21 protein-coding genes are annotated in these 22,622 nt (G+C 67.1%); 14 read left to right on the forward strand and 7 right to left on the reverse strand.

The features are described from left to right. Positions 1-17: 17 nt before the first annotated feature. Positions 18-824 (reverse strand): NPP1 family protein, encoded by an 807-nt coding sequence (locus ACWF4Z_RS03675; protein WP_452241374.1) that lies wholly within the window; start codon positions 822-824, stop codon positions 18-20. 265 nt (positions 825-1,089) lie between these two features. On the opposite strand from ACWF4Z_RS03675, the gene ACWF4Z_RS03680 reads away from it, so the two are divergent. Both ACWF4Z_RS03680 and ACWF4Z_RS03685 read left to right on the forward strand, forming a co-directional pair. Then, entirely contained in the window at positions 1,090-1,764 is a 675-nt protein-coding gene (locus ACWF4Z_RS03680) for a type 1 glutamine amidotransferase domain-containing protein (protein WP_452241375.1), read from the forward strand. Between the two features lie 27 nt (positions 1,765-1,791). Further along, positions 1,792-2,787, forward strand: coding sequence for a cyclase family protein (locus tag ACWF4Z_RS03685; protein ID WP_452241376.1), 996 nt, complete (start codon positions 1,792-1,794; stop codon positions 2,785-2,787). 105 nt (positions 2,788-2,892) lie between these two features. On the opposite strand, the gene ACWF4Z_RS03690 is transcribed toward ACWF4Z_RS03685, so the two are convergent. Then, complete coding sequence (locus ACWF4Z_RS03690) at positions 2,893-3,498, reverse strand: response regulator (RefSeq protein WP_452241377.1); 606 nt, start codon at positions 3,496-3,498, stop codon at positions 2,893-2,895. Next, on the reverse strand, positions 3,495-4,619 hold the full coding sequence (locus tag ACWF4Z_RS03695; protein WP_452241378.1) for a sensor histidine kinase: 1,125 nt from the start codon (positions 4,617-4,619) through the stop codon (positions 3,495-3,497). Before ACWF4Z_RS03695 ends, ACWF4Z_RS03690 begins: the two co-directional genes overlap by 4 nt. A 131-nt stretch (positions 4,620-4,750) precedes the next feature. On the opposite strand from ACWF4Z_RS03695, the gene ACWF4Z_RS03700 reads away from it, so the two are divergent. After that, entirely contained in the window at positions 4,751-6,178 is a 1,428-nt protein-coding gene (locus ACWF4Z_RS03700) for an alpha/beta hydrolase (RefSeq protein ID WP_452241379.1), read from the forward strand. Between the two features lie 34 nt (positions 6,179-6,212). On the opposite strand, the gene ACWF4Z_RS03705 is transcribed toward ACWF4Z_RS03700, so the two are convergent. Then, positions 6,213-6,959: an alpha/beta fold hydrolase gene (locus ACWF4Z_RS03705; RefSeq protein ID WP_452241380.1), complete on the reverse strand. Its 747-nt coding sequence runs from the start codon at positions 6,957-6,959 to the stop codon at positions 6,213-6,215. Between the two features lie 121 nt (positions 6,960-7,080). Between ACWF4Z_RS03705 and ACWF4Z_RS03710 the strand changes: the two genes are divergently transcribed. Continuing rightward, positions 7,081-7,467, forward strand: a complete 387-nt coding sequence (locus ACWF4Z_RS03710) for a winged helix-turn-helix transcriptional regulator (protein WP_452241381.1) — start codon at positions 7,081-7,083, stop codon at positions 7,465-7,467. A 175-nt stretch (positions 7,468-7,642) separates the two neighbouring features. On the opposite strand, the gene ACWF4Z_RS03715 is transcribed toward ACWF4Z_RS03710, so the two are convergent. Next, positions 7,643-8,500, reverse strand: coding sequence for a helix-turn-helix domain-containing protein (locus tag ACWF4Z_RS03715; RefSeq protein ID WP_452241382.1), 858 nt, complete (start codon positions 8,498-8,500; stop codon positions 7,643-7,645). 100 nt (positions 8,501-8,600) lie between these two features. On the opposite strand from ACWF4Z_RS03715, the gene ACWF4Z_RS03720 reads away from it, so the two are divergent. After that, complete coding sequence (locus ACWF4Z_RS03720) at positions 8,601-9,341, forward strand: SDR family oxidoreductase (RefSeq protein ID WP_452241383.1); 741 nt, start codon at positions 8,601-8,603, stop codon at positions 9,339-9,341. Positions 9,342-9,645: 304 nt separating this feature from the next. Here the strand turns inward: ACWF4Z_RS03720 and ACWF4Z_RS03725 are convergent, their stop codons facing one another. Continuing rightward, positions 9,646-10,143, reverse strand: coding sequence for a MarR family winged helix-turn-helix transcriptional regulator (locus ACWF4Z_RS03725; RefSeq protein WP_452241384.1), 498 nt, complete (start codon positions 10,141-10,143; stop codon positions 9,646-9,648). A gap of 123 nt (positions 10,144-10,266) precedes the next feature. On the opposite strand from ACWF4Z_RS03725, the gene ACWF4Z_RS03730 reads away from it, so the two are divergent. Continuing rightward, the gene (locus ACWF4Z_RS03730) at positions 10,267-11,280 is read left to right on the forward strand and encodes a quinone oxidoreductase family protein (protein ID WP_452241385.1); all 1,014 of its coding nucleotides are present in this window, start codon (positions 10,267-10,269) and stop codon (positions 11,278-11,280) included. Between the two features lie 134 nt (positions 11,281-11,414). Then, positions 11,415-12,398: a nuclear transport factor 2 family protein gene (locus tag ACWF4Z_RS03735; protein WP_452241386.1), complete on the forward strand. Its 984-nt coding sequence runs from the start codon at positions 11,415-11,417 to the stop codon at positions 12,396-12,398. 128 nt (positions 12,399-12,526) lie between these two features. Here the strand turns inward: ACWF4Z_RS03735 and ACWF4Z_RS03740 are convergent, their stop codons facing one another. Then, on the reverse strand, positions 12,527-13,504 hold the full coding sequence (locus ACWF4Z_RS03740) for an NmrA/HSCARG family protein (RefSeq protein ID WP_452241387.1): 978 nt from the start codon (positions 13,502-13,504) through the stop codon (positions 12,527-12,529). A 97-nt stretch (positions 13,505-13,601) separates the two neighbouring features. Here ACWF4Z_RS03740 and ACWF4Z_RS03745 point away from each other — a divergent pair, with 97 nt between their 5' ends. The 7 genes from ACWF4Z_RS03745 to ACWF4Z_RS03775 all read left to right on the forward strand — a co-directional run bounded on the left by ACWF4Z_RS03745 (position 13,602) and on the right by ACWF4Z_RS03775 (position 22,381). Next, positions 13,602-14,108 (forward strand): MarR family winged helix-turn-helix transcriptional regulator, encoded by a 507-nt coding sequence (locus ACWF4Z_RS03745; protein ID WP_452241388.1) that lies wholly within the window; start codon positions 13,602-13,604, stop codon positions 14,106-14,108. Positions 14,109-14,200: 92 nt separating this feature from the next. After that, complete coding sequence (locus ACWF4Z_RS03750) at positions 14,201-14,521, forward strand: hypothetical protein (protein ID WP_452241389.1); 321 nt, start codon at positions 14,201-14,203, stop codon at positions 14,519-14,521. Continuing rightward, entirely contained in the window at positions 14,518-15,429 is a 912-nt protein-coding gene (locus tag ACWF4Z_RS03755; RefSeq protein ID WP_452241390.1) for an FAD:protein FMN transferase, read from the forward strand. Before ACWF4Z_RS03750 ends, ACWF4Z_RS03755 begins: the two co-directional genes overlap by 4 nt. Continuing rightward, entirely contained in the window at positions 15,429-15,983 is a 555-nt protein-coding gene (locus ACWF4Z_RS03760) for a hypothetical protein (protein WP_452241391.1), read from the forward strand. Before ACWF4Z_RS03755 ends, ACWF4Z_RS03760 begins: the two co-directional genes overlap by 1 nt. After that, positions 15,980-17,188, forward strand: a complete 1,209-nt coding sequence (locus ACWF4Z_RS03765) for an NADH-ubiquinone oxidoreductase-F iron-sulfur binding region domain-containing protein (RefSeq protein WP_452241392.1) — start codon at positions 15,980-15,982, stop codon at positions 17,186-17,188. The genes ACWF4Z_RS03760 and ACWF4Z_RS03765 overlap by 4 nt, the downstream gene beginning before the upstream one ends. Next, positions 17,185-17,379 (forward strand): ferredoxin, encoded by a 195-nt coding sequence (locus ACWF4Z_RS03770; protein WP_452241393.1) that lies wholly within the window; start codon positions 17,185-17,187, stop codon positions 17,377-17,379. Before ACWF4Z_RS03765 ends, ACWF4Z_RS03770 begins: the two co-directional genes overlap by 4 nt. A 139-nt stretch (positions 17,380-17,518) precedes the next feature. After that, complete coding sequence (locus ACWF4Z_RS03775; RefSeq protein ID WP_452241394.1) at positions 17,519-22,381, forward strand: NAD-glutamate dehydrogenase; 4,863 nt, start codon at positions 17,519-17,521, stop codon at positions 22,379-22,381. The last annotated feature ends 241 nt before the right edge of the window (positions 22,382-22,622 follow it).

Below are 22,622 nucleotides of genomic sequence, written 5' to 3' on the forward strand. Positions count from 1 at the left end.
GAGGGCCGTCGGGGTGTTCAGGCGAACGGGTCGAACGGGATGCCGGCCGGCTTGGACGCGTTCAGCAGATTGCGGAAGCGGTCGTCTTTGTCGGTGATCTTGATGGTGGCCGACCCGAAGTCGGCGGTCATCAGCTTGTCCCGCAGCGCGAGCGACGGGTAGCCGTCCCAGCCGACGATCGGCGGGTAGCGCCAGTTGTGGTAGTGGTTCTCCGGCGGCTCGTCGTTGGCGTTGGCGAGCCGGTAGAAGTGCGTGCCGATGCCGTCTTTGTGGTAGACGACCTTCGGATGCGTCCCGTCGAACCGCACCTGCGACCGCGGGTAGGTGACCTGGCTGCTGTGCTGCGTGGTGGTCACGTACTCGGCCTGGTTCGACGTCTGGTTGATCCAGGAGATCACGTGCTCCCAGTCGTGCCGGTGGCCGCCGAGGCTGCTGCCGGGCAGTGCCTGGTCCTTCTCGAAGTAGCCGGCGTACACGACCGCACACCAGCCGTTGTTGCACTTCGATCGTGAGTAGGTGTTGACGTTGTCGAGATCGGACTGGTCGCGGCAGTTGCCGTTGACCGCGCCGCTCGGGTTCAGGCCGGGGTTGAGCGTGCCGTCCGGACCGATGGCCGTCGACGCGTAGCAGCCGTCGCCGTCGTAGTCGAAGGCCGGCGAGAACGACTGCTCGTAGCCGTTCGCGTTCTGCGGCAGCGGGGGTGGCGGAGCCGCGAACGCGACTCCGGCCGACGTGATGGTCAGGGCGACCGTGCCGAGCACCACACCGAGCCAGCGGCGCTTGCGACGGCCCTCAGCGCGTTGTGGGCGTGCGGAATCACTCATTCTTCACTCTTTCGAGAGGGGCGGGGAACGAGACGCCCCGACGATCCCATTTGGAAGGCACTTCCACATATACGTCACGTGTCTACAGATTGACGCCGAGTGAACCCTCGGCGCGCTCGAGCCTGCGGTGGTCTGCCAGCTCAGGAGTAAAGAGCAAGAACGTACATTACGGCCGACGCGGTCGGGGCTAGCGTGCGGAGGTATGTCCGTTGACACCGAGCAGGTAACTCGCAGGAAGATTTTGATGGTTTGTTCCAATCCGGCGGTGTCGGAGCAGACCGGGTGGGCGATCGGGTTCTGGTGGGCCGAGCTCACGCATGCGTACTGGGAGTTCACCCAGCACGGGTACGACGTCGAGATCGCCAGCCCGCACGGTGGTCGGCTCGAGGGGGACTCGTGGAGTGACCCGCGCGACGACTCGCAGTACTCCGCCGAAGACCTGATCTCACTCGGCTTCGTGAACTCACCGGACCACTGTGCGCTGGTCGAGGACAGCAAGGCATTGGCGGACGTGTCGATCGACGAGTACGACGGGATCTTTCTCGTCGGCGGTCAGGGGCCGATGTACACGTTCTCCGACGACAAGGAACTGCACGAGCTGGTCGCGGCGTTCTACCAGGCCGGCAAGGCGACAGCCGTTGTCTGCCACGCCACGTGTGTCTTGCTGAAGGTCAGATTGTCGACGGGTGAGTTGCTGGTCGATGGCAAGACGTGGACCGGGTTCGCGAACACCGAGGAGGATTTCGCCGACGCGTACGTCGGTCAGCGGATCCAGCCGTTCCGGATCGAGGACGAGGCCCGGGCCTTGTCTGGCACGAACTTCGTGGTCCAGAGCCGGTTCCGTTCGCATGCTCTCCGGGACGGCCTGCTCGTCACCGGACAGCAGCAATACTCTGGAGCGGCCGCAGCCCGCTTGGTGATCGAGCTGCTCGGCCGGTGAACGAAGCAAACCAGACAGGAGGCGGGTGTGGACGATTGGGGTCGCGGGTGGAAGCCACCGGCGTACGAGGTCGATGCCGAAGGCAAGGTTATCGGTGCGACGGCGGGCCGCGACCCGAACAACTGGGGCCGCTGGGGCGAGCTCGACGAACGCGGGACGGTCAACTTCATCACCCCCGAGATCTTGCGTGCGGCGACCCAGCTCGCGCGGACCGGCGAGGTGGTCAGCTGCGCCATTCCGATCGCTGAACTGATGCCTGTGCATCCGTCGCGCCCGGCTGTCGTGCATACGCACGCCTTCACCGGTACTGACGTGCTCGCCGGGCTGGTGGAGGACCGTGCCAACGGCGGCTTCTTCGGCAGCGACGACTACCTGTCCTTTCCGTTGCAGAGCGGTACGCACTGGGACGGGCTGACCCACGCCTACTACGCCGACACCATGTACAACGGCTTCTGGGTCGGCAACGTCGGCGCGGCCGATGGCGCCCGCAAGTGCGGGACCCACCTACTCGGCCCGCTGGCCGGTCGCGGCGTACTGCTCGACCTGCCCCGCCATCAGGGCGTACGACGGCTCCGTCCCGGGCAGGCGATCCGCGCCGAGGACCTGTCCGACTGCGCCGCGGCACAAGGTGTCGAGCTACGCAGCGGCGACATCTTGCTGGTCCGCACCGGCGAGATGCCGTGGTTCTACTCGCTCGAGGACAAGAGCGACTACTGGACCGGTGTGCATCCGGGTCTCTCGATCACCACGGCGGAGTGGATCCACGAACGGGAGTTCGCCGCGATTGCGGTCGACAATCGCACGTTCGAGGTCACGCCGTTCGAGGAGCCCTACGAGCTCACGTACCCGCTGCACTCACGGCTGATCCGCGACCTCGGCCTGACCATCGGTGAGCTGTGGTGGCTCGAAGACCTCGCCACCACCTGCGACCGGCTCAACCGCTGGGAGTTCTTCCTCGCCGCCCCGCCCCTACCAGTAGCCAACGCCTCCGGCGCCCCAACCACCCCACTCGCGTTCTTCTAGAACCAGATTGGTGGGGGCTCGTCGTCGCCCTCGTACTGGCGTGTATGAGCCTGGGCGCCGCTCGACTACTTCGACGCTCGCCGAGCTTGGCCGGGGCTTGAGGTGTTACAGCCAGCCGTTTGTTTCGGCTCTTCGGGCGGCTTCGGCGCGAGTGCGGGCCTGGGTTTTGCCGATGGCCGAGGAGAGGTGGTTGCGGACGGTGCCGATCGAGAGGTCGACGGCCGCGGCGATATCGGCGACGGTTCCGCCCTCCGCGGCTGCTCGCAGTACGTCGGCCTCCCGGTCGGTCAATGGATTGGTGCCGTCGACGCGGGAGGCGGCGGCGAGGGCCGGGTCGATGAAGCGCAGTCCGGAGTGGACGCGGCGGATCGCGTTGACGAGTTGCTCGGGTGAGGAGTCCTTGACCACGAAGCCTGCGGCCCCGGCGGCCAGGGCTCGGGAGAGGTAGCCGGGCCGGCCGAACGTCGTACAGATGATCACGCGGCAGTCCGGAAGCGCGTGCCGGAGTTGGGCAGCGACAGTCAGTCCGTCCAGCCCCGGCATCTGGACGTCGAGGAGCGCGATGTCGGGCTCGGTCCGGCGGGCGGTCGGCAGTACCTCGGTGCCGTCACCGACCTCGGCCACCACGTCGAGATCCGGTTCGAGCCGGAGCATCGAGGCCAGTGCGCCGCGGATCAGGGCCTGATCGTCGGCCAGCAGAACGCGGATCATGCCTGCGGTCCGATCGCTCGGACCTGGAACCCGCCGGTCGGGATCACTGTGTGCTCGAGTGTCCCGGACACCGCCGCCAGCCGCTCGGCCAGGCCGGTCAGCCCGGTGCCGGGCTCAGGTGCATCGGTCACCGCGCCGTCATCGGTGATCTCAACCCAGTCGGGACCGAGCCGGACAACGCAGTTGGCGGCAGTCGAGTGCCGGAGGACGTTGGTGACTGCCTCGCGAACGACGTACCCGAAGACAGCCTGCAATTCAGGCTGCACGTCATCGGTCGCACTCGGAAGGTCGGCGCGTACGCCGGCCGCCCGTAAGGCGAGACGCGCGCCGGACAGCTCCACGGCCAGCGAGACCGTGCGGTAATCGGAGACAGTCGCGCGGACGTCGGACAAGGCCTGCCGGGAGAGGGCCTCCAGTTCACGGATCTCCTGCTGCGCAGCCTCGACATCCTTCGTGGTCTCGAGGATTCGACGGGTCAGTCCGAGTTTGACGGTGATCGTCGAGAGGCTGTGGCCGAGGACGTCGTGCAGGTCGCGGGCGACGCGCTCGCGTTCCTCGCTGACGGCAAGGCCCCGGACCTGCTCACGTGCTGCCCGGAGCTGCCCGATGGTGAACGAGAGCGCGACGACCATCCCGAGGACCGCGGTGACGCCGAGCAGGGTTGCCACCGCCCCCCACAGCACCTTGCCTTGGGCAACTTGCATCCAGGTGACCTGGGTCGCCGCGGTGATCAACCCGAGCGGAACGGAGTAGCGCAGCGGCAGCAGCATGATCCCGATGGCGATCGCGTACGTGAGATCCGTCAGGTACTCAGGCTTGTCGAGGATCGCAGCGGGCGCCGTACCCAACGCGAACATCGCAACCACGAGCAGGATCCGTTGCCGGCGCGGTGCAAGTGGCCCGTGCCACAACGCCAGCAGACAGACCGCTGCGTAAAGGACGGTAAGGACGGCGTACGTCGGATTGCCCAGCTGAGCCGTCAGCACGACCTGGACGAGCAGCGCAGCGCCGGTGGACGTGACGGCAATGACTCGGCTGCGATTGAGTGGCCGCGCGCGCTGCCGGCTGTTCCAGAAGCTCCAGTCCGGCCACTGCCGCACTGTGAACTCGTCGCTCCGCACGCTTGTCATAGTACGAGCCAGCCTGCGGATAGCCGGTCGGCAGGACCAGTGCCATTTGGCAGGGGTCCGCGCGCCGCACCCGTGGTCAGCTGCTGAGGTCGAAGCAGCCAACCACGAGGAGTGTGTCTCCGATGCGGAGAATGTTGCCAGCGGCAATCGTCGCGGTGACCTTGGCGGCCGGCGGTGTGTCCGGCATCACGGGCGGCGTGTCCGAGGTCGCCGCGGCCGAGTCGCCGGGTCTGCAATGGACCGCCTGCGCGACGCCAGGGCTTCAGTGCGCGACCCTGTCGGTCCCGTTGGACTACAACCGTCCGGGCGGTCCGAAGATCCAGCTCGCGATCACGAAGAAGGCCAGTCAGCACCCGGAGAAACGTCGCGGCGTCATGCTCCTCAACCCTGGTGGTCCAGGGTTGCCTGGGACAACAGCGCCGTTGATCACGCCGTTCCCGCAGGACGTCCAGGATACCTACGACTTGATCGGGTTCGACCCACGCGGTGTCGGCAAGAGCACTCCGGTCACCTGCAACATGACGCCGCAACAACGTGCCGACAGCGCCAATCCGCCGTACCCGCACAACTCCGCGGACGTCGCACGAACGGCGAAAGCCGCACGGCAGGTGGCCGAGCAGTGCCTGCATTCGAAGACGGCCAGCCTGTTGCCGTACACGACCACCGCGAATACAGCCCGGGACATGGACCAGATCCGCGCAGCGCTCGGGGCTACGAAGATCTCGTACTACGGCGACTCCTACGGCACATATCTCGGCGCCGTCTACACAACGCTGTACCCCCAACGCAGCGACCGCGTCGTACTGGACAGCGCACTTCCGCCGGACGGTTACAGCGAGTCCGCTCTCCGCGCGCAGGCACAGGGTTTCGAGACTCGCTTCCCGGACTTCGCGACCTACCTCGTCGAGCACTCCGCCGAATATCACCTCGGTACGACGCTCGCCGCGGTCAAGGCCAAGTACTTCGCACTGGCCACCCGCCTCGACCAGAAGCCACTCGGGGAGAACACCGGTACGGCGTTCCGCGCCATGACCAGCGGGTTGATCCGGAGCGACGGGACCTTCGAGTACCTGGCCGACTACTGGCAACAGATGGATACCAACAACCCGCCGCCGGACGGCCCACCCGCTCCGACGGACACCTGGCCGGCCGGCCACTTCGCTGTGGCCTGCGGCGATTCCGAATGGTCGCACTCGCTGCTCACCTACCAAGCCCACGTGGCGATCGACCGCATCCGCTACCCGATGTACGGCGCTGAGACCGCGAACGTGACCCTCTGCGCGTACTGGCCCGCTCCCGCCGAACCCCAGGTCCGGCTCGCCAACCACGGTCAGTCCGTCCTGATCCTGCAGAACCTCCGCGACCCGGCGACCCCGATTGCCGGCGCCCGCCGTACCCAAGCCGCCCTCGGGGCTCACCTGGTCACGGTCGACCAAGGCGGCCATGTCGCCTACGGCGCACCGAACAAATGCGGCAACAACGCCGTCAACACCTACCTACTCACCGGCCGTTCGATCAACAAATACTGCCCCGCAGAGCCCACACCCTGAGCGACCATCACCTCGGGCGAACCAGGCGCTGGGCTCATCGGACCGCGGCCGGCACGCGGAGCAGCAACTCGGTCAGCTCCGCGGGCATCGTGATCATGCAGTCGTGTCCGGTCGGCAGCGTCCACACGACCGACGGATCACCATTGGGCTGCACCGGCGGGATCGGTCGAGTGGTGATACCGGGGGGCCTGACGGTGTTCAGGATGTGAGTCCGCGCGATGCCGGCCGCCGCCGGGTTGTCCAGCTCCACCGGTTCCTCCAGGCACCGCACCGGCAGGTCGGCGAGCGTCGAGCGTAGCCATTCGATGTCGTCGGGATCGGTGACACCGTACAAGCCGTACGGCGCCGGCTGCTCCGAGAACGGCGGGACCCGCCAGCCGCTGTCGGAACTTCTCGCCTGATCGATCGCGAACTGGTTTCCCGGCATCACGTCGACCGCGGTCTCCCCGTGTTCGGGCACCATCGCGTCCAGGTAGATCAGTTGCGCGATCCGGTCGGGCACCTGGTTGGCCACCGAAGAGATCACCAGGCCCGCGTAGCTGTGCCCGACCAGCACGATGTCGGTGAGCTCCAGATCCTGGATCAGGGTCACCACGTCCGAGACGTGGGTTCGCAGACCTACTTCCGGGCCGAGAAGGTGTGCCTTGTCCCCGTAGCCGGTCAATGAAGGGGCCAGCACTCGGTGCCCTGCTTGTTCCAGCAGTGGCACCACCCGGTCCCAGCAGTGGCCGTTGTGCCATGCCCCGTGCACCAGGACGTACGTCGCCATCGATCTCGTCATCTCGTTCCATTCGGTTACGATTGAGAAGCCGGTTCCTGTTGAGAACCACTCCAATCGTCAATCACGGCTGGGCTGATGACAATCAGGCACTTTGATGTGCCGCGGTTCCGCGGAGGTAACCATGGACGAGGAATCGAACGAGTGCCAGGCACCCCGAGCACGCCTGGTGCTCAGTCTGGTGGGTGATAAATGGTCGCTCCTGGTGGTGCGAAGCCTTCGCAACGGGCCACTGCGCTTCACCCAGCTCAAGCGGGAGATCGACGGGATCAGCCAGCGGATGCTGACCGTGACGCTGCGTGGACTCGAACGCGACGGGATCGTCCGGCGGACGGTGCTCGCCGTCATGCCGCCCCACGTCAGCTACGAACTCACCGAGCTCGGCATCGAGCTGCGCAAGGCCGCGATCCCCTTGCTGAACTGGAGCGTCGACCACCTGGACGAAATCGACGCAGCACGCACGGCCTTCGACCTGCGCTCACAACAACCCGCTCCCCAAGAACTCCGATGACCCACCGCACGCCTGAGCCCACCACCTCTCGGGACAGACAGAAGAGATGAGTGGCTGGGTGCCTGGCGGGCCCGGTGCGTAGGCGCCTGGCGGTCGGGTGCAGCCACTCTGTCTTTCTTTACCTGTTCTTCGAGGGTTCGCGGGTTCACCTGTTGTTATTTGGGTCGGCGACGGATCAGCTGAGGTAGCGAACGGCTTGGGGTGCAGCGGAGACGTCGCCCTCGGCGAAGTCTCGGAGTGCCTCGCGCACAGGTGAGCCGGGTTCGGCGCAGTACGTGACCAGCTGTTGGCCGGTGTCGGCAATGCGGAGCAGTTGGCACTCGAAGAAGAAATCTCCCCGTCCGGGGATGGTCAGTTTTTTCCGCACTGCGGGGGTCGAGTCACCCTTCCGTTCCCAAAGGTCATGAAACCTGGGTGACACGGCGTTGAGCTCCGTGGTCAGCAGGTTGATCTCAGCGAAGTCCGGGTAGCGGAGAAATGCCGACCGAAGGTCCGCGGCGACGATCTGGGCAAACGCGTGCGAGTAGGGGTCGGACCAGTGTGGGTGGTCTGCGGGTGCGCGGAACATCCACCGGGCGAGGTTCCGGTCAGCCGGGGGCATACGGGTGAGCTCGCCGATGAAGTACTCGGCGAGCTCGTTCCACGCCAGCACATTCCACGCCACATCGATGACATACGCGGGGACTTCGGGCATGTTCTCGATGAGGAATCGGACTGCGGAGGACACGGTCGTGGACGGTCCCGCGGTTTGCGGGGCAGTGTCTCCGGCGAAGTGGAACAGGTAGTCGCGTTCGTCGCTGGTCAGCAGGAGCGCTCGTGCCAGGGCAGAGAGCACCTGGGCCGAGGGGGTGGCCCCGCGGCCTTGTTCGAGCTTGATGTAGTAATCGATCGAGATGCCCGCGAGTTGGGCGACTTCTTGCCGGCGCAGACCGGGCGTGCGGCGGTTCAAGGTGGACGGTAGCCCGACCTCGTGCGGAGTCAGACGGCCGCGCTGCTGGCGGAGAAAGGCACTGAGACCGGTCTTGTCACTCACCACGGCATTGTCTCCCCGATGCTGGTGCCGTGGGTGGTACACCCGGTGCCAGTGTCGGCTGGGCCTCCCTCCGCTCTGTCATCCGCGCGAGAGTGAGGCCATGAAGAAATTCGCCTTGATCACCGGTGCCAACAAGGGCATCGGGCTCGAAACCGCCCGCCAGCTCGCCATGACCGGGATGACTATTTTCCTCGGTTCTCGCGACGTCGACCGGGGCCAGGCCGCGGCCCGGACCCTCCGCGCGGAGGGCCTGGATGTGACCGCGGTCAGGCTGGACGTTGCCGACGACGCCTCGATCGCCGAAGCCGCGGCCACGATCGGGGCACAGTGCGATCACCTCGACGTCCTCGTCAACAATGCCGCCATCTACGCGGCAGGCGCGGCCAGTAGCACCACCCGGGAAACGCTCCGCGAGCTGTTCGAGACGAACGTGTTTGGGGTCGCCTCCGTCACGAACGCGGTCCTGCCGCTGCTGCGGAAAGCAGTCGCGGGCCGCATCGTCAACGTCTCGAGCGAGGTCGCCTCTCTCGGAATCATCACCGACCCGACCAACATCATGTGGGGTATGCAGGACCTCGCCTATCAAGCTTCCAAAGGCGCTGTGAACTGGGTGACCATCATGTTCGCCAAGGAACTTGCCGAGACCCCCATCAAGGTCAATGCCGCGATCCCCGGCTACGTGAGCACGGACCTCAACGGCAACACCGGCTACATCACCGCCGCCCAAGGTGCCGAAGCGTCCGTTGCCCTCGCCACCCTGCCCGACGACGGCCCAACCGGCACCTTCTGGGGCACCCTCACCTCCACCGACAGCGATGAGAAGACGACCGCCCCTTGGTAGGCGATACGCCCAAGTGACGCGTACGACGCCCCGCCTGGCAGCTCGAGCCGGTGCCGCCGTCTTCGAACCCGGAAGTCACACCTGAAACAGCTCTGCCGCGGACCTCGCGGCACTCCGCACGCAAGCGGCACACCAGCTCTGCGCGTTGGTCTGAAGGGCGCCCGGCCGTTTGGTCCGACAGTCGCTCGCCTGCGAAACCCGCGCCCAACTCGCGGCATGCGGCGAGACGCCGGCCGCCGCGCCACTCTCCTCGCTATGTGACGTCAGCCCGAGATACGGCGGCTGCGGCCCTTGAGTTCGCTGCTCAGGGACGCGGCTGTGTGGTCAGGTCGGTTTCGGAATCGATGGCGTTCAGGATGCGGCCGGCGATGGCCCCTAGCTGACGTGCTTGCGCGGTGGTGAGTGGATCGAAAACGAGCCGGTTGACGGCCTCGACGTGCCCGGGAGCCGCTTCGAGGACGACCGCCCTGCCGCTCTTGGTGAGGACGGCCAGGGTATAGCGGCCATCGGTTGGATCGGGCCTGCGTGTCACCCACTTGCGGCGCTCGAGTCGGGCGACCGCGCGGGACAGGCGCGACAACGACCCGTTGGCGTAAAGCGCCAGCTCACTCATCCGAAGCGTCCCCTCCTCAGCCTCCGACAGTGCGGCGAGGATCCCGTACTCGAAGTGGGTCAGGCCCGAGTCTCGCTGAAGTTGGTCGTCGAGTGCCGTCGGCAACCAGATCAGCATGCTCGCAAACGCGATCCAGGCCTCGAGGTCATCCGCACTAAGCCAGCGCGGCTCTGCAGCGGGCGTTGTCATACGCGCACTGTACATGACTGGGAAAGTCATCCCGCACCCAGGTTTACTTGACTGGGCAAGTCAACCGTGACTACAGTTCACTTGCTCAGTCAAGTGAACTGTAAGCCCGAGAGGAACTGATCAATGCCCACCGACAGCCACCGAACCGCCAGCAATCAGCACCCGCAGATGGATGCGGTCGTCATCGAGGCCAGCGGAACGCCGGCGCAGGCCCTGGCCCATCGCCGCGTGCCGGTGCCGGTGCCGGCGCCGGGCGAGGTACTCGTTGAGGTCCGCGCAGCAGCGGTGAACCCCCTCGATATCGCCAACGTCGCCGGCCTGCTCGGCACGCCACTGCCCATGATCCCCGGCGGCGACTTCGCCGGCATCGTCGTCTCCGACGGCGACCACACCGGTCAGGAGGTCTGGGGAAGCGGGCCGGACTTGGGACTGGCGCTTGCCGGGACGCGACCGGGCACCCACGCGCGCTTCGTCGCCGTTCCCGAGACGTGGCTCTCCCGCAAGCCCGAGCGCCTGACGATGGCCGAAGCGGCCGCGGTTGGTCGATCGTATTGGGCGGCTTGGCAAACGCTGATCAACAGCATGGAGATCAAGCCGGGAGAAGTCATCTTGATCACCGGCGGAGCAGGCATGGTCGGCCACGCCGCGACCGCGATCGCGCGCTGGCGCGGCGCAGAGGTGATCGTCGCCGACCGGCGCCGGCCCGACGGCGTCGAACACTTCATCGACACCACCTCAAGCGATCTGCGAGAGGCAGTGCTCGAACTCACCGACGGGCGCGGCGCCGACCTGGTGCTGGACACAGTCGGCGGTGCACTGTTCGAACCCGCCCTTCGCAGCCTACGGTTCGACGGTCGGATCGTCGGGCTTCACGGCGGGCCCGAGCCGATCAAGCTCGACCTGAACGAGATCTACAACCGGCAACTGCACGTCACCGGACTCGCCAGCGTGTTCCTGGACGGCGCCGACGTCGCGCACATCTTCGACCAACTCCGCCCACTCTTCGACCGCGGCCTGCTTCTCCCCCCTGCCGTGAAGACGTGGCCCCTGGAGGCGAGCGTCGAGGCGTATCAGACCGTGCTGGACGGGTCCGCCGGAATCAAGCAGGTACTGCTACCCACGAGCGTTGAAGCGTAGCCATTCCCCTTGACCGGGTAGGTCATCGAACCTGGATTGACTTACCTGGTCAAGTAACCTCCGACCCCGCTACTCGGCAAGGCCGAGGGTCATGTCACCCGTCGGACACTGTCGAAATCACCTGAGGAGCAATCGTGAATCAGCCCACCCGTCGTGCCGTGCTCCGGGGCGCGGGCTCAATGGCTGCCGCCACCGCGGCTGCAGTCGTCGCCGGCCCCGCGAGCCCAGCCGTCGCCTCCATCCCGAGGGTGCCGGCCGTCCCCCTCCCGAATCCGCCGCAGGACGTCACGCATGCGACCCCCCTGCTCGTGAAGCGGGTCAACGACCTGTTCCGCGACAAGACCGCCCGCGACGTCGACAGGTTCATGTCGCACTTCTCAGCCGATGCCCTGTACTACACCGACGCCACCCTGGGCTGGTACATCCCGAGCTGGGCGGCCCTGCACGCGATCTTCGCGCAGTACATGCCGACATGGCCGCACACCGCGCGTTCCTACGCCACCCGCATCATCGGCGACGAGCACAGCGCGATCGTCGAGTTCACCGACTCGCCCGAGCTCTTTGGTCACGAGATCCGCGCAATCGCCGCCGTCGATTTCCGCGACGGTCGCATCGTGCGCGAGGTCGACTATTGGGACGGGCGCCATTTCGGCACCGCCGCGGTCAACTCACTACGCACCCCCGACGCTCAATTCCCGACGGCCTACGGCGAGCAATACGTCCCCGTCCACTCCTCACCTGCCCTGCGCCGGACACTCGACCGCTTGCATACCGCTCTCGCCGTCGGCGACACCACGGGGCTGTTCGCCGAGGACGCCCTGTTCGAGGACCTCGCGCTACACATCGAGTTCGCCGGTGCGTCAGCTATCGACGCCTACGTCCACCGGGCATACACCCGCCTGCCCTACGGCGTCGGCACCACGGTGCGCCGAACCCTCGGCAGCGGCCGGGGAGGCGGCTACGAGTGGGTCGGCAACGGAATCATCGGCAGCCACGGGATCATCGCGGTTGAACTCGACCCGGCCAACCGCATCAGCCGGCTCACCACCACCTGGGACGCATCCCGAATCGACGACGCTGCCATAGCGACCCTTCTCGCTGACACGCTCGAACACTGACTTCGCGCTGGATCCACCCCCGTCAAGTCCCGGCGGTGGAATGAAGCAATGGCAACTGACACTCACCACCACCAAAAGTTGGGGAGCTGGTCAGGCGGCTCCGGGTAGGGGAGCCGCCTGCGAGCGAATCAGCTCACGACAGTCTTGAGCTCGTCCTTGTGCAGGTCGAGCCAGGTGTCGAAGGACTGCAGGTTCGGGTGGATCTCGCGCACCTTGGACACGTCGCGGTCTCCGGTGAAGCGGACGTGGTCTTCCGAGTAGAACTGGAACATGTTGGCCATCTCGACAGCCATCGGGAAGCCGTACGCGCGGAACTCGTCGAAGGTCGGGCCGTGGTAAGCGACCTCCTCGCCGAGGGTCTTGCCGAGGGCCGCGGCGTACTGCTCGCCGGTCAGGTGGTCACCGGCGATGCTCACGGTTTCGCCGATCAGGCCGGGGCGCTTGAAGATCTCCAACGCGGTCCGGCCGATGTCCTCCGACGCCACGCCCGACAGCGGCTTGCCGGCCATCGGGAAGGTGATGCTGAGCTTGCCGTCCTCGCCGCGGACCGGCTCCATGCCGTGGATGAACGCATCGAAGTAGAACGTCGTCCGCAGGAACGTCGTCGGTACGCCGTACTTCGTGAACAGGGCGTCCGCCTCGCCCTTCGCGTCGAAGTGCGGCACCTTGAAGCGGTCGTCGTCGAGGCTCGGTACGTCGTCGCGGCCTGCGAAGAACGGCCGGGTGTCCTCGAGGGTCGACCAGACCAGGTGCTTGACGCCGGCGTCGTAGGCGGCCCGGGCGGCGATGTCGGCCTGGTCGAGCTCCATCTCGGCGCGGGTCCGGGCGTCCTCCTCCTCGGGGGTCCGCTCGACCCAGTAGTTCGTGACGACGAAGGCGCCGTACACGCCCTCGAACGCGGCGCGCACGCTCGCTTCGTCGTCGAGGTCGGCCGCGACCACCTCGGCGCCGGCCGCCGCGAGCTCCTTGGCCCGGCCGGAGGTCACGTTCCGGGTCAGGGCGCGGACGGCGAACTCGCCGGAGGCGTCGTCGAGGATCGCCCGGACGAGTCCACCACCCTGCGAACCGGTGGCTCCGACGACGGCGATCAGCTTCTGCTCGGTCATATCGACTCCTGTGTTGTTGAGTGATCAGTTAGGTTGACGTATCAACCTGAAACCGATCGTAGCGCGTTTGGTTGATGTGTCAACCCGATCGGGTAGGATGGTGGTCGTGGGCAAGGAACCGTGGCTCGACGACGACGAGCAAAAGGCGTGGCGGAGCTATCTGCTGATGCACCGGACGCTGGAGACGCACCTGGAGCGTCACCTCCAGCGCGAGTTCGGCCTGTCCAAGTCGGACTTCGAGATCCTGGTCAACCTGTCGGAGTCCGAGTCGGGCCGGATGCGCGCCTTCGAGCTCAGCAAGGCGACCCAGTGGGAGAAGAGCCGGATGTCGCATCACCTGACCCGGATGGAGAAGCGCGGCCTGATCCGCAAGGAGTCCTGCCAGGCGCGCTATCCGGAGATCGCGATCACCGAGGCGGGGATGGCCGCGATCCGGGCGTGCGCGCCGGGGCACGCGGCCCGGGTCCGGGAATTCTTCGTCGACATCTTCGGGCCGGACCGGCTGGCCGTGCTCGGTGAGGTGTCGGACGAGATCGTCGAGACGATCGGCAAGCACTGCGCGGGCGACTGCCCGCCGGAGGTCAGCGGTATCGACCAACCCTGAGGACGGCTCTCAGAGAGCTTTCAGGAGAACTTGACGGTCGCTTGAGCTTCCCTTGGAGTGCGGCTGAGGCACTTGCGACGAGGCTTACGGCCATGGTCACCTCAGATGCGTTCCACTCCGCCCGGTCCACTCGCAGCCGGTGGATGCGCCGGGCCGGCGCCGCCGCGATCGCGACGGCCGTCCTCGGGATCGGCGGCACCGGGCTCTCGGTCGCGGTCGTCGCGGCCCGCCAGCCCAGCACCTCCGGTACGACGGCAACCCCCACCAGTTCGAGTTCCGACACAGGCTCCGACAGCTCCGGCTCGACCTCGGGGTCGAGCGGCTCGGGGTCGAGCAGCACCGACGACTCGACCAACGGTCTCGCGACCCCCGACTCGGGGTCGACCTCGCAAGGCGGGAGCAACGGCTCATGACCGCCTCGCGGACCTGGACCGCGTGGAGCTGCACGGTCCGGCTGACCGTCGACGACCCGGCCGTCCTCGGAGCGGCGTGCGGTGAGCTGAAGGCGTTGATGGATCGGGTCGACAAGGCGGCCAGCCGGTTCCGCCCGGACTCCGAGCTGTCGATCGTCAACAATCGTGCCGGTGCCTTCGTGCCCGTCTCGCGGCTGCTGATCGACCTGGTCGAGATCAGCCTGGTCGCCGCCTCGATGAGTGGCGGTGCCGTGGACCCGACCGTCGGCCCGGCCGTGATCGCGGCCGGCTACGACGACGACATCGAGGCCGTACGGCGACGGTTCCCCAAGGAACTGCCTCAGACCGAACCAGTCGTCGCCGGATGGAAGAACGTCCGCCTGAACCGCAAGCTCGCGCTACTCAGTGTCCCGACGCAGTCAGCTCTGGACCTCGGCGCCACTGCGAAGGCCTGGACCGCCGACCGTGCCGCGAACGTCCTCAGCAAGCGCTACGGCTGCGCCGTACTGGTCGAGATCGGCGGTGATCTCCGCGCCGCCGGCCAACCGGCGAAGCCGTGGGTCATCACGGTCGCCGAACGGGCCGGTGACCCCGGAGTTCTGGTCACCCTCGCGCACGGCGGTTTGACCACGTCCACCCGGACGGTACGCCGCTGGCAGACGCCTACCGGCTACGCCCACCACGTCATCGACCCACGGACTGGCCGGCCGGCCGACGGCCCCTACCGAACCGCATCCGTCTGGGCGCCTACCGCCGTACGCGCAAACACCTTCAGTACGGCGCTTGTGGCCACCGGTGAAGGTGCGCTCGGCCGACTGAAGCTCGCGGGTCACCCCGCGCGGCTGGTAGGCGACGACGGCGAGGTCACGCAGCTGTCCGGCTGGCCGACCGCGAGCAGGGCGGCCTGATGACGTTGTGGTACCTGGCCCGCGCGGCCGGGATCGTCGCCATGATCATGTTCACGGTGTCGGCCGCGCTCGGTCTCGTGATGTCCGCGAACCGTCGGCCGGAGCGCCGGTTCTGGCTGCAGTACGTGCACCGCTCGGCCGCAGCGACCGGACTGTTCCTTCTGGCCACCCACGTCGTCGCGGTCGTCTTCGACAGCTTCGTCGCCATCAGTCCGACCGTTCTGGTCTGGCCGTTCGGCGCCGGCTATCGGCCCTTCGCCATGGCCGTCGGTGTGCTCGCCCTCTACGGGCTGGTGCTCACCTCCGTCATCGGAGCGGCCCGTGGCCGGCTGGCCCGGTCCGCGTCGTTCACCAAGTACTGGCGCACGATGCACATCGCCGCGTCGGTCGGCTGGCTGCTGTCCATCGGGCACGCGCTCCTGGCCGGCACCGACCGAGGTACGCCGTGGATGCTCGCCATCACCCTGGGCTGCCTGGCCGCAGTCGCTGCGGCGGGTGCCTACCGCCTCCGGGCTAACACGACTCCGAGTCTCGTTCGAGTGAGGGCACGATGATCACGTTGCAGGAGACCAGAGTCATTGGTGAGGCGCGCGTCCTCGCCGGGCTCGACCTGGGCCGGATGGACCGCAAGCGGCACCTCTGGACCCACGGCCCGCTGCCACAACTCAGCCGCGCCGACTTCACCAAGCTGTCGGAAGCGGTTGGGCTCAGGGGACGCGGTGGGGCCGCCTTCCCGGTTGCACGCAAGCTGGAGGGCCTCCCTGCCAAGGGCATCGAGGCAGTGGTCGTGAACGGCTCGGAGAGCGAGCCGGTCAGCCGCAAGGACCGTCTGCTCCTGACGCTCGCGCCGCACCTCGTACTCGACGGCGCCGTCGCGCTGGCCCACGCACTTCGGGCACCGCACGTGCTGATCGCCGTACACGACGCTGCGGCTGCCATGTCCGTTCGTGAAGCGTTGGTGGAACGCAACGACGGGCTGGCCATCGAGGTGACTGACACCCCGGGTCGTTTCGTGGCAGGGGAGGCCCGCGCGGTCCTGAGTGCGCTCGAAGGTGGTCCCGCCGTACCGCCTGGTCGGAAGGTGCTGCCGACGGTCAAGGGGTATCACCGGCGGCCGACGTTCTTGTCGAACGTGGAGACGTTCGCCCAGCTCGCCGTACTCGCGCGGTTGGGGTCCAAGGCGTTCAGTGGGACCGGACTGATCAGTGAGCCGGGTACGCAACTGCTGACCGTCGACGGTGCCGTTCGGAGTCCCGGTGTGATCGAGACACCGACCGGTGTGCCGCTCGACACGGTTCTGCAGTTCGCCGGTGCCGAACCCGGACCTGTGCTGCTAGGTGGGTACCACGGCCGCTGGCTGCCGCAGACCGCCGGAGTGACGTTGCAACGACCGGAGGTGTCTGCGGGCATCATCCTCGCCCTCGGCACAGACACCTGCCCGCTTGGTGAGGTGTCGCGGGTCACACAGTGGCTGGCGAGTCAGTCGGCCGGTCAGTGTGGGCCGTGCGTGTTCGGACTGGCCTCGCTGGTCGATGACTTCGACAGGTTGGTCAAGGGCGACCCGTCGGGCTGGCATGACGCGCACCGACACCTCGGACTCGTCCCGGGCCGCGGAGCGTGCGCGCATCCGGACGGCTCGGCGCGATTCTTGGCGTCGGCGCTCGAGGTGTTGGGCGACGACGTACGTCACCACCTGAACGGCCGTGGCTGCGGCCGGCCGGTTCTCGGCGTACTGCCTGTCCCTGGAGGTGAGTGGTGAACAAGTTGGAGATCGACTGGACACGCTGCGACGGGCACGGCCTCTGCGCCACTCTGCTGCCCGATGACGTCGTCCTCGACGAATGGGGTTATCCGGTTCTGAGAGGCCGGGAAATCACTGCCGGTGAGCTGCCGGATGCGCGCCGCGCAGTCCTCGCCTGTCCGGCGCTGGCACTGCGTCTGAACCGCTGATTACAGGCTCGGAACAGGGCCGTCCCGGCATCACACCAGTGACAAAGGTGGACTAGTCTCTGAGTGACGGCACAACGGCGTGCCGTTCGGCCCGCGCGATGAATTCGCCGGCCGATGTCACCTGTGGAGACGGTGGGGAATGCAGAGCAAGCTGGACGTCCAAAAGGCCGATGTGCTCGCCAAGGCGGTGGCGGTTGGAACCCAAGGGCACGACAAGTCGGTCGATCCGGCGAAACTGAAAACCTTCCTCGAGCGGTACTACCGCTATGTCGCCGCCGAGGACGTCGCCGAGCGGCAGGCCAGCGACTGCCTGGGCGCGGCGCGGCACCACTACAAGACCGCGATGTCGCGGCCGCAGGGTACGGCGAAGGTCCACGTCTTCACGCCGACACCGGAAGAGCACGGCTGGTCCGCGAGTGGGCGGACCGTGGTCGAGATCGTCATCGACGACATGCCCTTTCTGGTCGACACCGCCACGATGGCGATCACCGAGCACAATCTCGAGCTGCAACTGCTGATCCATCCCCAGTTCGTGGTCCGGCGCGATGTCGCCGGCACCCTGCAGGAGGTCCTCGACGACACCGCGGTCGCCGACGCGCACGACCTGGTCCGCGAGAGCTGGATGCACCTGGAGATCGAGCGGATCCCCGACTCCGCGGAGCACCGCGTGCTCGAGCGGGAGCTGCAGAAGGTCCTGAACGACGTCCGCGAGGCCGTCGAGGACTGGCCGAAGATGCACGAGAAGGCCGTCAGCATCTCCCGGTCCCTGGAGAGCGAGAACCTTCCGGTCGGCGACAACGAGATCGAAGAGGCACGCGAGCTGCTCGACTGGCTCGCCGACGAGCACTTCACCTTCCTCGGATACCGCGAGTACGACTTCACCATGGAAGGCGACCAGGGCATCCTGCGCGGCCGCCCCGGCACCGGCCTCGGCATCCTCCGGCCGGACCCCAAGCCGAACTCGGGCAAGCTTCCGCCCGAGGTGAGCGCGAAGGCCCGCGAGCGCAAGCTCATGATCCTGACCAAGGCGAACTCCCGGTCCACCGTGCACCGGTCGACGTTCCTGGACTACGTCGGGATCAAGCAGTTCGACGAGAACGGCGACCCGGTCCTGGAGCGCCGGTTCATCGGTCTGCTGTCGTCGACGGCGTACACCGAGAGCGTCATGCAGGTGCCGGTGCTGCGGCGCAAGGCGCTCGAGCTGTTCCGCCTGACCGGCTTCGACCCGAACAGCCACAGCGGCAAGGGACTGCTCGACGTACTCGAGACGTACCCGCGCGACGAACTGCTGCAGGCTCCGGTCGAGGACTTGCTGCCGATCGTGCAGTCGGTGCTTCACCTGCAGGAGCGTCGCGCGGTCAAGCTGTTCGTACGGCGTGACGTCTACAACCGCTATCTGTCCTGCCTGGTCTACCTGCCGCGCGACCGCTACACCACAGCGGTCCGGCTGAAGATGCAGCAGATCCTCAAGGACGCTATCGGCGCAGAGTCCGTCACCTACGCCGCGTACGTGACGGAGTCCGTGCTCGCCCGGGTGCACTTCGTCGTACGGATGAAGCAGGGCGAGACGGTTGGGGAGTACGACGCCGACCTGCTCGAGCAGCGAGTGATCGAGGCGACCCGCGCCTGGGCGGACGAGTTCTCCGCAGCGCTGCACGCACACGGTGGCGACGGCGCAGTGGCTCAGCTGGCGCGTCGATACACCAGTGCGTTTCCCGAGGCGTACAAGGAGGACTTCGACGCTCGCGTCGCGGTCAACGACGTCAACGTGCTGGAGAGCCTTCCGCCCGACAACGGTCTGGCCATGTCCCTCTACAGCCCGATCGACGAGGAGTGGGAGGACGAACGGCGCTTCAAGGTCTACCGGACCGGTCCAGCGCTCTCGTTGTCGCAGGTGCTGCCACATCTGACTCATATGGGCGTCGAAGTGATCGACGAACGCCCGTACGAGATCCGCTGTGCCGACGGCACGCTGAAGTACATCTACGACTTCGGTCTCAAGGCGCCCGAGGACACGGAGGAACGCGACGAGCTGCGGCAGCTGTTCTCCGACACGTTCAAGGCGATCTGGGACGGCCGGGCCGAGTCCGACAAGCTCAACGCACTCGTCCTGCGCGGCAGCCTCAGTTGGCGGCAGGTCTCGATCCTGCGCGCGTACCAGCGCTACATCCGCCAGGGCGGTACGCCGTTCAGCCAGGACTACATCCAGAACACGTTCCTCGCGCACGTGGACGTGGCGAGTCTCCTGGTCCAGTTCTTCGAGACCAGCTTCGACCCGGCGCGTGGTGCGGTCGACGACCCGGACCGGACCATGCGGACGGACCAGATCGAGAAGGAGATCCTGGCCGCACTGGACACGGTGCAGAGCCTGGACGAGGACCGGATCCTGCGGTCCTACCTGACCGTGATGAAGGCGACCCTGCGGACCAACTACTTCCAACCCGGTCCGGACGGACAGCCCCGGTCGTACATCTCGATCAAGCTGGAGCCCAAGGCGATTCCGGACCTGCCGCAGCCGCGGCCGGCGTACGAGATCTTCGTGTACTCACCGCAGGTCGAGGGTGTGCACCTGCGCTTCGGCGCGGTCGCCCGTGGTGGTCTGCGCTGGTCGGACCGGCGGGAGGACTTCCGGACCGAGGTGCTCGGCCTGGTGAAGGCGCAGATGGTGAAGAACTCGGTGATCGTGCCGGTCGGCGCGAAGGGTGGGTTCTACGCGAAGCAGCTGCCCGACCCGGCCGTGGACCGGGACGCCTGGCTGGCCGCGGGCATCGCGTCGTACAAGACCTTTATTTCCGGGCTTCTGGACATCACCGACAACATTGTTGCCGGTGACATCGTTCCGCCACGCGACGTCGTTCGGTACGACGGCGACGACGCCTACCTGGTGGTTGCCGCCGACAAGGGCACCGCGACGTTCTCGGACATCGCGAACGGGGTCGCGAAGGACTACGGGTTCTGGCTGGGCGACGCGTTCGCCTCCGGCGGCTCGGTCGGCTACGACCACAAGGTGATGGGCATTACCGCCCGCGGGGCGTGGGAGTCGGTGAAGCGGCACTTCCGCGAGCTCGGTCACGACTGCCAGACCGAGGACTTCACGGTCGTGGGCGTCGGCGACATGTCGGGTGACGTGTTCGGCAACGGGATGCTGCTGTCGGAGCACATCCGGCTGGTCGCGGCGTTCGACCACCGGCACATCTTCCTCGACCCGACACCCGATGCGGCGGGGTCGTTCGCCGAGCGGCGCCGGCTGTTCGACCTGCCGCGGTCTTCGTGGGCCGACTACGACGCCTCGCTGATCTCCACCGGTGGTGGGGTCTACCCGCGGACCGACAAGGCGATCCCGATCTCGGCCGAGGTGCGCGAGGCTCTCGGTATCGCGGGCGACGTGGTCACGCTGACCCCGGCCGAGCTGATGAACGCGATCCTGAAGGCGCCGGTCGACCTGTTCTGGAACGGCGGCATCGGCACCTACGTGAAGGCGGCGGCCGAGTCGAACGGCGACGTCGGCGACAAGGCCAACGACGCGATCCGGATCAACGGCTCGCAGCTGCGGGCCCGCGCGGTCGGCGAGGGCGGCAACCTGGGATTCACCCAGCTCGGCCGGATCGAGTACGCCGCGGGTGGCGGCCGGATCAACACCGACTTCATCGACAACGTGGCCGGCGTCGACACCTCCGACCACGAGGTGAACATCAAGATCCTGCTCGACAAGGTGGTCGCCGACGGCGACCTGACCGAGAAGCAGCGCAACGACATCATCGCGTCGATGACCGACGAGGTCGCGGCGCTGGTGCTGAAGAGCAACTACCGGCAGAACATCGCGCTGGCGAACGCGACCGCGCAGGCGCCGGCGTTGCTGCACGTCCACCAGGACTGGGTACGGCGGCTGGAGAAGCAAGGACTGCTGGACCGCCAGCTCGAGTTCCTGCCGAGCGTGACGGAGTTCAAGCGGCGCAAGGCCGAGGGGCGTGGGCTGACCTCGCCGGAGCTGTCGGTGCTGATCGCGTACACGAAGATCGTGATGGAAGCCGAGCTGCTCAAGACGCCGCTGCCGGACGACCCGTTCCTGCGGCACAAGCTGGCCAGCTACTTCCCGAAGGCGATCCAGGAACGGTTCGCCGACCAGGTCCAGAGCCACCAGTTGCGCCGCGAGATCATCACGACGCAGGTCGTCAACGAATTCGTGAACACGTCGGGCATCACGGCGTACCACCGGCTCTCGCTGGAGACCGGCGGCACTGTCGAGGACGTCGTCCGCGCGAACCTCGCGGCGTCGCGGATCTTCTCGCAGCCGGAGCTGCTGTCGAGGAACGCCGAGCTCGACAACGTCATCGACGCGGCCACCCAGACGCAGATGCGGCTGGAGACCCGGACGCTCGTCGAGCGCGCGACCCGTTGGCTGGTCAGCAACCGGCGGCCACCGCTCGACATCGCGGAGCTGATCGAGTTCTTCGGTCCCGGGATCGCCAAGCTCACCGCGGCGCTGCCCGAGGTGCTGCGCGGCCGCGAGCTGGCGCTGTACGAGCAGCGGCGGGAAGCCCTGATCCAGAAGGGCGTTTCGGAGGACTTCGCGACCAGGATCGCCGTGCTGCCCCCGGCGTACGCGGGTCTGGGCGTGGTCGAGACGGCATCGCGGGACGACATCGACATCCTCGAGGTCGCCAAGGTCCACTTCGCACTCGGCGAGCGGCTGCAACTCGGCCGCTTCCTCGAGCGCATCATCGGCCTGCCCCGCACCGACCGCTGGCAGACGATGGCGCGCGCCGCCCTTCGCGACGACCTGCACGCCGTCCACGCCCGCCTCACCCGACAGGTCCTGGCAACCACGGATCCCGCCGCCGAACCCGAAGACCGCGTCATCTCCTGGCAGGACCAGAACGCCGCCGCCCTGTCCCGAGCCGCCACCATGCTCGAAGAAATCGTAGACACCGAAGGCCCGGAGCTCGCGCATCTGTCCGTCGGCCTACGCCTGGTCCGAACCCTCCTGGCCAACCAAGCCTAAGCGAACCGCCCCCTCCGCCCCTTCCTCCGTCCCATCTGAGGGGCCGACCCCTGAAGTGGTGGGTTACCCCCAGACTATTCGGCTGCGCCACCCTCCATTTGAGGGGCCGGCCCCTGAAGTGGTGGGTTGCCTCGGGGTTATTCGGCTGCGCCACTCTCCATTTGAGGGGCCGACCCCTGAAGTGGTGGGTTGCCTCGGGGTTATTCGGCTGCGCCACCCTCCATATCAGGGGCCGGCCCCT

It is taken from the genome of Kribbella sp. NPDC055071, assembly GCF_053608045.1.